Source organism: Rhodococcus sp. MT28 (assembly GCF_058792695.1).
Genome location: NZ_JBXAFD010000005.1, coordinates 120,621 through 134,853, shown reverse-complemented (window position 1 = coordinate 134,853; position 14,233 = coordinate 120,621). Strand labels below are relative to the sequence as shown.

Annotated in this window: 12 protein-coding genes and 1 riboswitch; of the genes, 6 read left to right on the top strand and 6 right to left on the bottom strand. The window is 62.3% G+C overall.

What is annotated here, in order from left to right; all coding sequences use genetic code 11:
- Positions 1-167: 167 nt before the first annotated feature.
- Positions 168-1,700 carry an alkaline phosphatase gene (gene phoA, locus AC1Q6C_RS20400; protein WP_003940796.1) on the top strand — a complete coding sequence of 511 codons (1,533 nt, stop codon included), beginning with the start codon at positions 168-170 and terminating at the stop codon, positions 1,698-1,700.
- 31 nt (positions 1,701-1,731) lie between these two features.
- Here phoA and AC1Q6C_RS20395 read toward each other — a convergent pair whose 3' ends face one another.
- The 4 genes from AC1Q6C_RS20395 to AC1Q6C_RS20380 are packed head-to-tail and all read right to left on the bottom strand — an operon-like array spanning position 1,732 to position 5,343.
- Positions 1,732-2,502, bottom strand: coding sequence for a (2Fe-2S)-binding protein (locus AC1Q6C_RS20395; protein ID WP_081557630.1), 771 nt, complete (start codon positions 2,500-2,502; stop codon positions 1,732-1,734).
- Positions 2,499-3,314: an ABC transporter ATP-binding protein gene (locus AC1Q6C_RS20390; RefSeq protein ID WP_372452363.1), complete on the bottom strand. Its 816-nt coding sequence runs from the start codon at positions 3,312-3,314 to the stop codon at positions 2,499-2,501. The genes AC1Q6C_RS20395 and AC1Q6C_RS20390 overlap by 4 nt, the downstream gene beginning before the upstream one ends.
- Entirely contained in the window at positions 3,311-4,351 is a 1,041-nt protein-coding gene (locus tag AC1Q6C_RS20385) for a FecCD family ABC transporter permease (protein WP_050654847.1), read from the bottom strand. Before AC1Q6C_RS20385 ends, AC1Q6C_RS20390 begins: the two co-directional genes overlap by 4 nt.
- Positions 4,348-5,343 carry an ABC transporter substrate-binding protein gene (locus AC1Q6C_RS20380; protein WP_029254958.1) on the bottom strand — a complete coding sequence of 332 codons (996 nt, stop codon included), beginning with the start codon at positions 5,341-5,343 and terminating at the stop codon, positions 4,348-4,350. The genes AC1Q6C_RS20385 and AC1Q6C_RS20380 overlap by 4 nt, the downstream gene beginning before the upstream one ends.
- Positions 5,344-5,459: 116 nt before the next feature.
- Positions 5,460-5,605: riboswitch (cobalamin riboswitch) on the bottom strand.
- Between the two features lie 71 nt (positions 5,606-5,676).
- Between AC1Q6C_RS20380 and AC1Q6C_RS20375 the strand changes: the two genes are divergently transcribed.
- The 4 genes from AC1Q6C_RS20375 (at position 5,677) to AC1Q6C_RS20360 (ending at position 10,784) form a co-directional block, all read left to right on the top strand.
- Complete coding sequence (locus AC1Q6C_RS20375) at positions 5,677-7,797, top strand: MMPL family transporter (RefSeq protein WP_007727439.1); 2,121 nt, start codon at positions 5,677-5,679, stop codon at positions 7,795-7,797.
- Between the two features lie 67 nt (positions 7,798-7,864).
- Positions 7,865-8,332, top strand: a complete 468-nt coding sequence (locus AC1Q6C_RS20370; RefSeq protein WP_230359679.1) for a hypothetical protein — start codon at positions 7,865-7,867, stop codon at positions 8,330-8,332.
- Positions 8,333-8,616: 284 nt separating this feature from the next.
- Entirely contained in the window at positions 8,617-8,739 is a 123-nt protein-coding gene (locus tag AC1Q6C_RS20365) for a hypothetical protein (RefSeq protein WP_003940840.1), read from the top strand.
- A 50-nt stretch (positions 8,740-8,789) separates the two neighbouring features.
- Complete coding sequence (locus tag AC1Q6C_RS20360; protein WP_064689606.1) at positions 8,790-10,784, top strand: SDR family oxidoreductase; 1,995 nt, start codon at positions 8,790-8,792, stop codon at positions 10,782-10,784.
- A gap of 96 nt (positions 10,785-10,880) precedes the next feature.
- On the opposite strand, the gene AC1Q6C_RS20355 is transcribed toward AC1Q6C_RS20360, so the two are convergent.
- Complete coding sequence (locus AC1Q6C_RS20355; RefSeq protein WP_492666753.1) at positions 10,881-11,609, bottom strand: response regulator transcription factor; 729 nt, start codon at positions 11,607-11,609, stop codon at positions 10,881-10,883.
- Positions 11,606-12,775: a sensor histidine kinase gene (locus AC1Q6C_RS20350; protein WP_230691755.1), complete on the bottom strand. Its 1,170-nt coding sequence runs from the start codon at positions 12,773-12,775 to the stop codon at positions 11,606-11,608. Before AC1Q6C_RS20350 ends, AC1Q6C_RS20355 begins: the two co-directional genes overlap by 4 nt.
- Before the next feature lie 301 nt (positions 12,776-13,076).
- Between AC1Q6C_RS20350 and AC1Q6C_RS20345 the strand changes: the two genes are divergently transcribed.
- Entirely contained in the window at positions 13,077-14,162 is a 1,086-nt protein-coding gene (locus tag AC1Q6C_RS20345; protein WP_228232550.1) for a serine hydrolase domain-containing protein, read from the top strand.
- Positions 14,163-14,233 lie beyond the last annotated feature (71 nt).

The following is a 14,233-nucleotide window of genomic DNA, read 5'->3' as shown; positions in this document are numbered from 1 at the left end:
AGATTCAGTCTGACAGGTCACTCACCCACAGTCAACAGAGCGAATCTCAACCCTCACCGTCTCGTCACATTCAGATGTACGCATGTCTGCACTCCGTTCACTTTCGCCGCAGATCATTAGCGGCGTTCATAATCTCCATCCATACTGTTTCCAGGAGTACTACTCGTATGTCGTTCTCGCGCAACACACGTAGGTTGACGGCCGTCGCCGGCGCCGTCGCCGTTCTGGCCGCTGCCGGCTGCAGCAGCAGCGCCGACGAGGCCACCGGCTCGAACGGCGCGACCGTCGATCGCGCCGCGACCGGCGAACTGTCCTCGAACGGTGGCGCTCGTCGCATCGACGGTGATCAGTCGGCCGCAGTGCGCGACGCCGTCAATGCCTCCGGCGCGAAGAACGTCATCCTCCTGATCGGGGACGGCATGGGCGACTCGGAGATCACCGCCGCACGCAACTACGCCGAAGGCGCTGCGGGCAGCTTCCCCGGCCTCGACGCCCTGCCGATCACCGGCCAGTACACGCACTACGCACTGACCAAGGACGGCAAGCCCGACTACGTCACCGACTCCGCAGCCAGCGGATCGGCATGGTCCACCGGCACCAAGACCTACAACGGCGCGATTTCGGTCGACATCAAGGGGCAGGCCCAGTCGACCGTCCTCGAGATCGCCAAGGCGAACGGCAAGGCCACCGGCAACGTCTCCACCGCCGAGGTGCAGGACGCCACCCCCGCAGTGCAGGTCGCGCACGTCAGTGGCCGCAAGTGCTACGGACCGGAGGCGACGTCCAAGTCCTGCCCGGAGAACGCCCTCGAGAACGGCGGCAAGGGATCGATCAGCGAACAACTCCTCGACACCCGCGCCGACGTCACCTTTGCCGGCGGCGCCAAGTCCTTCGCCGAAACTGCGAAAGCCGGTGACTGGCAGGGCAAGACACTCAATGAGCAGGCCGCCGCCCGTGGCTACCAGCTGGTGAAGAACGCCGCCGAGATGAACGAGGTCGGCAAGGCCGATCAGGATGCACCCGTGCTCGGCTTGTTCGCCGACGGCAACATGCCCGTCCGCTGGGAAGGATCCGTCGCCACCCGCGACGGTTACCTGCAGCCCGCCGAAACCTGCGTCGACAACCCCAAGCGAACCTCCGACGTACCCAAGCTCGCGGACATGACTCAGAAGGCCATCGACCTACTGAAGGTCAACGACAACGGATTCTTCCTCCAGGTCGAAGGTGCCTCGATCGACAAGCAGGATCACGCAGCCAACGCATGCGGTCAGATCGGTGAAACCGTCGACCTCGACGAAGCTGTGCAGAAGGCACTCGAATTTGCGAAGACCGACGGAGAAACCCTGGTCATCGTCACAGCCGACCACGCTCACACCAGCCAGATCGTCACCAATGTCAGCGCCGACGACATCGCCACCATCGCCAAGGACCAGAACATCCCGGTCGAGCGCGCCCAGGAAATCGTCTACCCCGGACTGACCCGCAAGCTGACCACGAAGGACGGCTCGGAGATGACGATCAGCTACGGAACGTCCGAGGATCCGGCCGTCGAGTCCGAAGGACACACCGGAACTCAGTTGCGCGTAGCAGCTTTCGGCCCGCATGCGGCCAACGTCAGCGGTCTCACGGACCAGACCGACCTGTTCTTCACGATGACCGACGCGCTGGGACTCGACCGTTCCAAGGTCGCAGCTCACTGATCCGATAACACCTGAATCCGCCCACCCACAGTCACACCAGAGCGGCCAAGGCGCGCACCCGATCTTCGGGTGCGCGCTTCGGGCAACTGGTGCATTTGCCTTCACCGGGTACCTCGTAGATCAGGCAGCACGACGCCCGCTGCGTGAATCTGCGTCGCCCGAATGCCACCGGCGTCAATGGATTACTTACGCGCACAGCAGATTCTCTGCGATCCACGTCCACGAAACGCGGGACCGGAATGCCCGGGTTCTCACCGCGGAGAACTTCGATCAGACCGGCCGCAAATGCACTTCCGCGCTCCCGCGCATTACCGGCGGCATCGAGGCTGCGATTGGCGATGGAGTCCGTTGTGATCGCCCACAGCGCCTGCTGCCGAACGCCGGACACCTCGGCGAGTACCTCGATCACGGGATTGAGCGAGCGGAACATCGTGTGGCCCAACTCCGCCACACTCCGCGAGATCGGAATGACCGATCCGGCAGCAAAACCGCCCAGATAGCCGTTGTCACGCAAGAAGATCCGCCCACCGTCCAACGATGGATCGGCCGCGAACCCGGTGACCATCCCGGTTCCGATCGGAATGCCGGTCAGCGTCGAGCTGGCCGAGTACCACCACAACGTGCCGTTCACTCGACTGTCCGCACTCCCCCATCGCTCTGCCGTATCGGCGACACGTGCTGCCAACCACTGGGGGTCGGTCATCAACACCGCGGGCACCGTATCCGGATACGCGCTCAGGTTGTCGAAGAACGGCACAGCTACTGCCATACGGGCGTAGATCCCGGCCACCGATTCCGTCATGCCAGCCCCAATATCTCCATCCGCGGACGTACTCCGCGTTCGACTCGCGCCCTGATGCCGAAAACCTCGGCCAACAACGGCTCGTCCAACACCTCGACCGTAGACCCACACGCGCGGAGTTCACCTTCGGTGAGCACGGCAAGGTTGTCGCAGTACTCGACTGCCAACCGTAGATCGTGCATCGTGACCACAACTGCGAGCCCCGCCGACGCAAGTTCGGTAAGCAGTTCCATCACGATCAACTGGTGACGAAGATCGAGATGATTGGTCGGCTCGTCCAACAACAGAACCTTGGGCTCCTGAGCCAATGCGCGAGCTATCGAGACACGTTGCCGCTCACCACCCGACAGGGTCGATACGTCTCGTCCGGCAAGCTCGACCAAACCGACCTGCTCGATGCACCGGTCCACGATGGTGGTATCGCGCTCCGTGCTTCGGTCCAACCAGCTGCGGTGCGGAGTTCGTCCGAGCGCGATCGATTCACGAACCGAAAGTCCTGCCGAGACAGTGGGTTCTTGAACACTTGCCGAGACAGTTCGGGCGATGTCCTTACGCGAGAGCGTCGTCGAGTCGACTTGATCGATCAGAACTGCGCCACCTGTCGGCGTCAAAGCGTTGTAGCAGCAGCGCAGCGCCGTCGTCTTGCCACTGCCGTTCGGCCCGACCAAGCCCAATATTTCACCGGACTTGACTGCGAAAGTGATGCCGCGCAACACTTCGCGATTTCCGAGCCGCGCCCGGGTCTCGACGAGTTCGAGCAGGGGCGCAGTTTCGGAGTCTTTCGGGAGTGTCACTGTTCTGGCCTGTGTCACTGTTCGAGCCTCCGATACTGCCGGTAGAGCATCCAGACGAAGATCGGTGCACCCACGAGGGCCGTGATCACTCCGACCGGAACTTCAGTGGATTGTGCCACCGAGCGCGCAGCGGTATCCGCGGCAACCATCGCGACGGCGCCCAGCAGGGCTGCAGCAGGGAGCAGTCGAATTGCTCTGGTGCCGACGATGAAGCCGGCCAGATGCGGGATCAGCAGACCGATGAAACCGATTCCACCGGCAACGCTGACTGCTGCGCCCGCCAGTACGGAGACCGCGAGCAAGGACAACACACGGAACCGTCGGACGTTCATACCGAGTGCAGCAGCCCCGTCGTCACCGGTCTGCAAAACGTCCATCCATCGCGAACTGAACAGAAGGGCTGTGCCGACGACGGCCAGTGTGATCGTCGGGAAGATCAGCGTCGACCATCGTGCATCACCGAATCCGCCGGCAATCCAGTGCATCACCGACGTCACGTGCCGATCATCGGCCAATACCAGGATGCAAAAGGTGATGAGCGCCGAGAATATCTGGGCGAGCGCGACACCCACCAAAATGATCGCGGTCGGCTGCGGATACCGGCCGCCGATCAGCAGTGCGAGAAACAACGGGATCATCGCCCCGACGAATGCTGCGACCGGAATCGTGAAAACCCCGAGGAGGCCGGCGCCGAAACCCAGCACCGACACGAGCACCACCATGAATCCCGCACCCGACGAAACTCCGAGCAGATACGGGTCGGCAAGAGGATTCCGTGTGACAGCCTGAGCAACAGCGCCCGACATCGCCAACGAAGCACCCACCACCGCGGCAGTGAGTGCACGTGGCAGGCGGGAGTCGATCACGATCGACTCCCGCGCCGCGGTCCACCACGTCTCGAAAGTCCCTGGCGCCAAACGGGCTCCGACTATCGCCCAGACGTCACCGACGGGAATGCGAACCGATCCCAAGGAGACGGCCAACCCCAGGACGATCGCCAAGGCGACCGCCAAGCCGACAAGCAGGGCGCCGTACCCGTAACGCGTGCGGGTCACTTCGCCGCGTCAGCGCCTGGATGGAAGGCTGTTGCGATGGTCTGTGCCGAACGCACCAACCGTGAACTCTCGAACAGGTCAGCGAGAGGAACCACGACGAACCGGTTCTGCTGCACAGCAGGGGTGGTCGCCATCAACGGCTGGGCACGGAGGAAGTCGATCTTCTGCTCGGCTGTCTTGTCGCCGTAGTCGATGACCACGATCGCCTGGGGTGCACGCTCGGCAACAGCTTCCCACGATGCGTCGATGTAGGGCTTTGTCCCTTCGGCGAAGATGTTCGAGACGCCGGAGTATTCCGCGACCAATTGACCGACGCCGACTCCGCCGATGGTCGTCGGAACCTGGTCACCGCTGTCGTAGAAGAAGGTCGGTACCGGCGCCGCGTCTCCGACCGAAGCGCGGACGGAATCGAGACCATCGCTGATCTCCTCTGCGACCTCGCGGGCGGAATCTTCGACGCCCAGGACTCGACCGAGTTGCGTGTAGTCGTTCTCGAGCAATCCGATGTCGGGGAACCCGGTGCCACAGTATTCCGAGAAGAGGAAGGTGTTGATTCCGCGCTCGCCGAAAGCGTCTCGGGAACGGCCTTGCTTCTCGTTGAAGGCACTGGTCATTCCTCCGACCACGAAGTCCGGATCGACGTCGAGAACCTGCTCCATGCTGGGGAACGTATCGGAGAGGCTGGGAATCTTGTTGAATACATCGGCGGTCTCGGCAGTTGGCGGGTTGTCGCTGTACGCCCGCCCGACAATCCGATCACCCGCGCCGATCTCGATGAGGGCTTCGGTGACGTGTCCGTTCAAAGACACGATGCGCTGCGGCGGCGAATCGAAGGTCATCTCGCGATCGCAGTTGGTCACGGACACCGGCTGTGCGAAGGATTCCGCAGCAGACGCCGACTCTGATTCCTGACCTTTGGAACAACCTGCCGAAACCAAGGCGACCGCGATGAGAACAGCGGCGGCGCGGGACGGGGAGAACTGAAGTGACACGGGGACCTCGTAAGGGCTCTGAGCCACGAATGAGGATCCGACAGACAACTCCGCCCGCACGCTGATCCTCGGCCAGAGCTCCTGCTGGACTTCCTTTTCGTAGACCACGACGAATGGATGTCGCACACCGCGCGGCGGGTAATCGGGCTTGCCGACACTCGGTGACTACCGAGAATCGACCTACCGTTGCGGGTCAGCGCCGGATTCGGACCGGCTTCCCCCACACGCGTGGCTTGCAAGTGCTTCGAGCAGTATGCATGACGTTTCCGATTCAAGACCAAACGCCCACTACAGTCGATCTGGCCAGACGCCCCCACACACCGGAGTTGATACATGACACGCTGGGCCCAAACCGTCGTCGCCCGGAAATGGTGGGTACTGAGCCTCGCGGTTCTGATAGTTCTCATCAGTGGGGTGTGGGGACTCGGAGTGTTCGGCAAGCTCAGCCAGGGCGGCTTCATCGATCCGGGCAGCGACTCCGCGAAGGTCGCCGACATCATCGAAGACAATCTCGGACCGCAGACCCCGGACATCATCGCGATCTACTCGCCCACGGACGGCAAGACTCTGGACGACATCGGGCCGGCAGTGACAGCCGCCGTCGACCAGTTCAAAACCGAAGTGCCGACCGCTTCGGTGAAATCGTATTGGGGAACAGACGCCGCAGCGAAGGCCAGCCTGCTCTCGAACGACGGATCCATGGCGGCCGTCGCGATCACGTTGGCACCGGACTCGGGCGTCACGCCCGCCACTTTCGCCGATCTCCTGCCGAAGCTCGAAGTCGAAGGTGCCGAGGCACAATTCGCGGGTAACACCGTCGTCGGCGTCGCATTCAACACCAAGCTCGAGAAGGACCTGGTGGTCGCCGAAGCCATCGCCATTCCGATCACTCTGGTGCTGTTGGTCTTCATCTTCGGCGGCATCGTCGCTGCTGCCGTGCCCGTGTTCGTGGGTGTACTCAGTGTCCTGAGTGCTTTGGCGGTTCTGCGAATCCTCACGCTGATCACCGATGTGTCCTCGTTCTCGATCAACGTCGCTTCTCTTCTCGGGTTGGGACTGGCCATCGACTACGGACTGTTCGTGGTCGGTCGGTTCCGTGAAGAACTGAATTCGGGCTCGGACCCGGGAGCGGCTGCTCAGCGGACAGTTCTGACGGCGGGTCGCACCGTCATGTTCTCGGGTCTACTGCTGATCTGTGCGTTCAGCGGCATGCTCGTATTCCCCCAGGCCGTCATCCGGTCTCTGGGCTTCGGCGCGATCGCTGCGGTATTGAGCGCGGCCGTCCTGTCGCTGACCGCTGTGCCTGCGCTACTTGCCATTCTGGGGCATCGCATCAACGCCCTGACATGGCGCAAGGATGCGGCGCAACGCGGCGAGGAACGCTCGCGCAAGTTCTGGGGCCGCGTCGTCACGTGGGTGATGAAGCGTCCGGTCGCAGTCTCGGTGACAATCGTGGCTGTGCTGCTCGTGATGGCCTCGCCGCTGCTCGGCGCCCGGCTGGGAGAACTCTCGTACACCGCACTACCGGACAACGACCCCGCTCGCGTTGCAATGGACACGTTGGTCAACGACTTCCCGCAAACCGGAAATGGCGCAACGATGATCCTTCAGGCCGAGGACGGGAACACTCTCACCCCGGCCGAAGGTGCAGCGATCGCCGAGTCCGCCGGTCGAGTCGAGGGCATCGGTCAGGCGACCGTCGTCGCGAGCACCAATCAACTCGTCGCGGTTCAGGCTCTCTACAGCGAGGGCTCTACACCCCAATCACAGAGCGCCGCAGTGACAGATCTGCGTGCGATCTCCGCTCCCGACGGAACGGTGCTGCTTGTCGGCGGCGGTCAAGCCATGGTCGACGACGGCAACAACGCCGTCCTGCACTGGCTACCGGTGATGATCCTCATCATGGTCGGATCCACCCTGATCCTGTTGTTCCTCGCGTTCGGTTCGGTGGTGCTGCCGATCAAGGCGGTGCTGATGGCAGCCCTGAGTCTCGCGACCACCTTCGGTGTCCTCACCTTCGTCTTCCAGGACGGACACGGCGTCGAACTCCTCGGGGTCAGTCAAACTCCGCTGGAGGCGACGTTTGTCGTGCTCATCCTGGCGGTGGTGTTCGGATTGTCCACGGACTACGAGGTTTTCCTGATGTCACGGATGGTCGAGGCCAAGAACGCGGGAGCGACGACAGAGGAAGCGGTCAAGTTCGGAACCGAGCGCACCGGCCGCATCGTGACGGCTGCCGCCTTACTCCTGATAGTGGTGACGGGGGCCTTCGCAATGTCAGGGCTGTCAGTGATGAAGTTCCTGGGCGTCGGCATGATCGTCGCGCTGATCGTCGACGCGACCATCATCCGCATGTTGCTCGTGCCCTCGCTCGTGAAGTTGATGGGCGAAGCGAACTGGTGGGCTCCTGTGTGGATGAAAAAGGTTCACGCGAAGGTCGGCATCGGCCACTGATCGCGACTGGATCATGTCGCTGAAGAGTGCCTGGGATCCTGCGGAGAGCCGTGTTTGACTAGGGGTCGTGGATGACTTACCTGAGAGTGTTGTGGTCGGCTCAGCAGTGTTTTCGCGTGTCGACTCGGACGATTCGTTGGCGTGCTGGACATCGAGCATCGATGTCCAGGGGGTCGGTGACTCCAGGCCGGTGAGTCTGGTTATCGAGCCGGCCACCGTGCCGGAGTCTGCGGTGTGTGAGCTCGCTGCGACCGTGATGGCCCGGTTCGGTGAGTTTGCCGAAGTCGCCGCCGATTACCTGCGTCAACAGCTGCGTGGGCCACAGTTCGGCCTCCGCCACTCCGAACTCGTGGAGTTGGACGCCACGGAGTCACTGTTCGGCGAACCTGAGGCGGTGATCTGGGCTGACGGAACCTGGCTGCTGCGGTTCGCTGAGTCAAGGCTCGAGATGGCCGATCCTTTCGGGATCGGTGTTCTGTTCGAAGGAACGACCCCGTATGCGGTCGAGGACTTGTCGGGCGCTGAACCGGCCTAGGGTTTGCCGGCCTGGCCACTCCATCGCCTCGACGATGGTGCGCCGGTCTACTGGCGGACGGCGCATGGCCTTCACACCCTCGGAACAACGGCCGCCCACATCTCATCCGAAATCACGTCACGCGACGCAAGGACGAGTGCGCACCCCACTGCGCCCGAAACTCTTCAGCAACAGACCTAGTGGATTTCCCTGATCGGGCAGTCGTCCTCGAGGATGACTGCCCGATCGTCTAAATCGCCCCGCAGGGCGATGTTCTCCGAAGCTGATTTCGTCAGACTTGGAGCATGACAATTTTCGAATGGATCCTTGCAATCCCCGCTCTTGCGCTTGCCGTCGCGTTCTTGTTCTCCGGAATCATCTCCGCGGGCATCGACTTCGACGCCGAGGACGGGGTCATGACGCATTGATGTTCGTTTCCCTCTAGCCGCTGATCTTACTTTGGAGTAAGTTACCGACTATGGCCACATACATCGTCACTGGCGGTACCGGATTTCTCGGACGAGCTGCACTGCCACTCCTGCTCGAGCGTGATCAAACTGCTCAGATCCATGTGCTGGTCAGAGCCGGTTCTGTCGCCAAACTCGAAGAACAGGTGTCGGCAATTCCCGGCGGCGATCGCGTGCATCCGCTCATTGGAGATCTGACCGAGCCTGGGCTGGGCATCGATTCTCCCCCACCTGCCGACCACGTCCTTCACCTCGGCGCGATCTACGACATCACCGCCGGAGACGAGCAGGCTTCGACGAATGTCGAGGGCACACGCTCCGTGGTCGAACTTGCTGCGAAACTGGGAGCCACCCTTCATCACGTGTCATCGGTCGCAGTCGCAGGCGACTATCCGGGCACGTTCAGCGAGACCGATTTCGATTGCGGCCAAGGCTTTCCGACGCCCTACCACCGAACCAAGTTCGAGGCCGAGAAGCTCGTTCGAGAACGAGAAGGCCTCACCTGGCGTGTTTATCGGCCGTCTGCCGTGGTCGGCAACTCCGTCACCGGGGAGATGGACAAGATCGACGGTCCGTACTACTTGTTTCCAGGACTGGCGCTACTCGCGAAACTACCTGCAGCACTCCCCGTCCCGATCCCCAACCTCGGCGCAACCAATGTGGTGCCCGTCGATTACGTAGCCGCCGCCCTCGTCGAATTGATGCACGCGCCCGGCCACGACGGCGAAGCATTCCATCTCGTGAATCCGAAACCTCAACCGGTACGCGAAATCTATGCCGGACTCGCCAAGGCCGCCGGAGCGCCCCGGCCCGCACTCAGCCTGCCGGGCGTGATCGCCAAACCCTTTGTCTCGCCATTGCCGATGGATTCGGCAGAATCGGCGCGGAAGGTCTTCCTCGATCGCATCGGCATGCCTGCAGCATTACTCGACAACATGACGATGGCGCCGACATTCACCTCCGCGAGAACCGTTGCCGCCCTGGCCGGATCAGGACTGGCGGTCCCCGAGTTCGGGTCGTACTCCACTGTGTTGTGGAAGTACTGGCGCGCAAACCTCGATCCCAATCGCGCACGACGTAACAGTCCCGAAGGACCACTCGTCGGTCGGATCGTTCTGATCACCGGAGGCTCTTCCGGAATCGGCAAGGCATCGGCCATTGCCGCCGCTCAGAAGGGCGCCACCGTTCTCCTGATCGCACGCCGCACCGACGAACTCGATGCCGCAGTACAGGAGATTCGATCAGCCGGAGGCAAGGCGTTCGGTTACCCCTGCGACATCACCGACGACGAGTCGGTCCAGCACACGATCAAAAGCATTCTGACAGAACACGATCACGTAGACATGTTGGTAAACAACGCCGGCCGATCCATCCGGCGCGGCATTTACCACTCCACTGATCGTTTCCACGACTACGAACGAACGATGGCCGTGAACTACTTCGGCGCTGTGCGATTGGTGCTCGCCTTGTTACCGACCATGCGTTCTCGCCGCTTCGGCCACATCGTGAACATCAGCAGCGCGGGAGTCCAGGCGGCAACGCCTAGATTCTCGGCCTACGTGGCGAGCAAGGCCGCCCTCGACGGTTTCTCGGACGTAGCCGCCTCTGAAACCCTGGCGGACGGAATCACTTTCACGACCATCCACATGCCGCTGGTCGAAACACCGATGATCGCTCCGACCGGCGAATACAACAACGGCCCGATCACCAGCCCGGAAAAGGCTGCGGCAATGGTGATCCGCGCGCTGATCGACCGCCCCAAACGCATCGACGTACCACTGGGAACCCTGGGTGATCTGGGAACCCTGTTCGCACCGCACACCAAGGACCGAATTCTCAACCAGATGTACCAGGCCTTCCCCGATTCTCCGGCGGCAAAGGGTCAGGTAGACAAGGAAACTCCGGCAGACGCTCCGGCAACACCGGCGCGACAGCACCACTCGCGCTCGCGCATCCGCAAACTCGGCCGTCGTGCCGCCCGACTCGTGCCCGGTACGCACTGGTGACCGGTGGTGTGACTTCGTCTCGGAGCGTTTCGGCAAGAGGAACGGATCTGTAGGTTCAGTCGGCGAATCCTCACCGGGTCACGCTGACAAAAGCAATCAACCGCCAGTTGCACAGGGTTCCGTATCGGTGCCTGACCCCGGGACCACCAGACCAGACTCGTAGGCGATGACGACAGCGTGCGTCCGATTCTGAGCACCGAGCTTTGCCAGCACGTTCCCGACATGCGTTTTCACTGTCTCCAGGCTCACAACCAGAACCTGAGCAATATCCGAGTTGCACAGCCCGGTGGCCATCAACCGCAATACCTCTTCCTCCTTTGCTGTCAGCGCTGCATTCGGGAACGCCTCAGCGGAGACCAACGGGCGTGGCGTAACCATCCGGCGTAGCGCGGCAGGGAACAGGATCACTTCGCCCGCCGCCACCACACGTACTGCCGCTGCGATCTGCGGGACTGGGAGCCGCTTCAGCACGAAGCCACTCGCGCCCGCACTGAGTGCGGCCGTGACGTAGCCATCGTTTTCGAAAGTGGTGATTACCAAGACTTTCGGCGGTTCGGTGCACTCGGCCTGGAGGTGCCGAGTTGCCTCTATTCCGTTGCGCAGCGGCATCCGCACGTCCATCAGCACCACATCCGGACGAAGTTGCCGCGAAAGCTCCACTGCTTCGATACCGTCGGCAGCCTCGCCGACGACCACAATCCCGGGCTGAGCTGCGAGCAGCATACGCAGGCCGCTGCGGGTAACGTCGTCGTCATCCGCAATCAGCAGGGTGACTGGCATGCTTGCAGGTTTGGCGGCGTCCTCACTCCAATTGGCTTCGGTCATCGTGCCACCCGTACCGGCAACTGAACACTCAATCGCCAGCCCTGGGCTCCGTCCGGTCCAGCCTTGAACTCACCGTTCAAGAGTCGCACGCGCTCGGCCAAACCTGCCAGGCCGCGCCCTGATCTTCGAACTACGTCTGCCTTTCCCCCGGTCACTGCCCCGATGCTGTTGACCACTCTGAGCTCGACGCTCTCCGAGCCGACTGCCACCGTGATTTCGATCGGCCCGCTGTCCCCGTGCCGCAGAGCATTGGTCGTCCCCTCTTGCAGGATCCGGTACGCCGCGCGAGAGAGTGTCCCCTGGATCTGTGAAAGGTCACCCGACAGGTTCACCTCCACAACCGCCCCCGCATGCCGCAACCGATCAATTAACGCAGGCAAGTCCGACAGCGTCCGAGAAGGTACAGCCCCAGGCCTCTCCTCGCGAAGTACACCCAGTACGTAGTCCAGGTCCTCGAGCGCTGCCCGTGTCGACTCCTCGATGCTACGCATGGCGGCCCTCGCTGCGGCAGGATCGGAGGCAAGCACCTCGCCGGCCACCGCCGCCTGGATCGTGGCGGCGGTGAGCGTGTGTCCGATCGAGTCGTGCAACTCGTGAGCGACCCGATTACGTTCGGCCAGTTGCAGTTCACGTTCTTCCGCCAGCGCGAGCCGTTCAGCCGTGGACGGCCCCAACAGTCGTGGCGCCAGCCATCTCAGCAGTGTTGCCACCAGGACACAAATTCCTACCGCAAGCAGGAGGCAGCCGGCCGCCACGACCCAGGTCCATCCACCCGTCACGTCAACCGACGTATCGAACAGACTGATTCGCGCCGTGCCGCCGAGCCAGTTCCCCGGGAGCGAAATCCCCATGATGAAAAGGACGCTGGTCGCGAGCGCCGCCAGCCAACCCACCATGACATGCAGGACAATCCAGAGCGGGGCCCGCCAGCGATCAATGTCCGAGAGGTTAGGAGTACGGTGTCCGAGCGCTGGACTCGGCAGCGACACCTGCAGCAGTCGGCGGGCAGAAACGATGAGCGCGCGTCGCACAGGATGCACCAGGCCGAGTGCTCCTACCAAAGTCACCCATATGAGCAGGACCGAAAGCACCCGGACGAACTCGGGTGCGGATTGCCACGCGAGAGCAGGCAACATCGCAACCACCAGAAGTGGCAGGCTTGCCAACACACCACAAAAGGCGAAAAGTACAGCTGAGTATGTAGAGCCCCGCATCAGCGGTCGTAGTCCGGTGATCATGATTCGACAAGTATGACTGGGCCGCTCGGCGATGGCCTCCCCCGATCGAGGGAGATGGTTTTCCCGCGTCGGAGCGATGCGCGACCAATCCTCCAGCAGACAGGATCGTGTCCAGACCGATCAATCTCTCCAAGGAGTTCTACTGATGCGCCGCCACAGTCGACAGGGCCAGCCTCCCTCACCCCAAAGACAAAGCCGGAAACGGCACCGCGCCCTCTGTTCCGTCGCAATGACTCTCAGCGTGGTCACCCTCGGTGCGTGCTCGTCGTCCGCCGATACCGTCGCTGCGCGGCACGATGCGGTTCAACGCTCCCTCGACGCGCTGGTGAGCGAGGACGGACTACCCGCCGCCCTCGCAAGCATCCAAGACCGAAACGGCAACTCCCACAACTACACCGCAGGAGTCGGTGACCTGACCACCGGATCAGAGGTACCCCCCAACGGCCAGATACGAATCGGCAGCAACACCAAAACCTTCACCGCAGTAGTGGTCCTGCAACTGGTCGCCGAAGGAAAGATCGAACTCGACACCCCCATCGAGACCTACCTACCCGGACTCGTCCGCGGAGACGGGATCGACGGCCACAACATCACCATCCGCCAACTCCTCCAACACACCAGCGGACTCCCCAACTACAGCAACTACCTGGAAGACGAAGTCCGATATTACGACCCACGCGAACTTCTCGACATCGCGCTCGAACATCCTGCCGACTTCGCCCCCGGAACGAGTTGGAAGTACAGCAACACCAACTACGTCCTCGCCGGCCTACTCGTACAGAAGATCACTGAAAAACCCCTCGCCGAGGAGATGAACCGGCGAATCTTCGCGCCGATCGATCTGCAGCACACATACTTTCCTGAACCATACGACGAGAAGATCTCGGAACTTCACCCCCGCGGCTACTACCGGGAGTCATCGGACGCGCCTCCCGTCGACATCACAGAGATAGACCCCTCGTGGGGATGGGCCGCAGGGCAATTGATCTCCACCACCTCGGACCTCAACCAGTTTCTCCACGCACTCCTCGACGGACGACTGCTCCCCGCAGCCCAACTCGACCAGATGCGCACTACCGTCCCCGCGGAGGAAACCTTCGGACCCGATGCCCGCTACGGACTTGGATTGGTCAGCCGCCCGCTACCGTGTGGCGGCCTGTCCTGGAGCCACGGCGGCAGTTTCCCTGGATACGAGACACGCGGGGGCGCTACCGACGACGGACGCGAAGCGAACATCGCGGTCAGCATGCAAGTAGTCGACGACGCCACCCGGAGAAAACTCGAACACGCGGTGGATATCGCCCTTTGTCGCTGAGGCCTCCTGTCAATCACCAAAGGCCGCCTACTCCGAAATAGCTCGTCAAACCGACAGTATCGGCCGCGAGA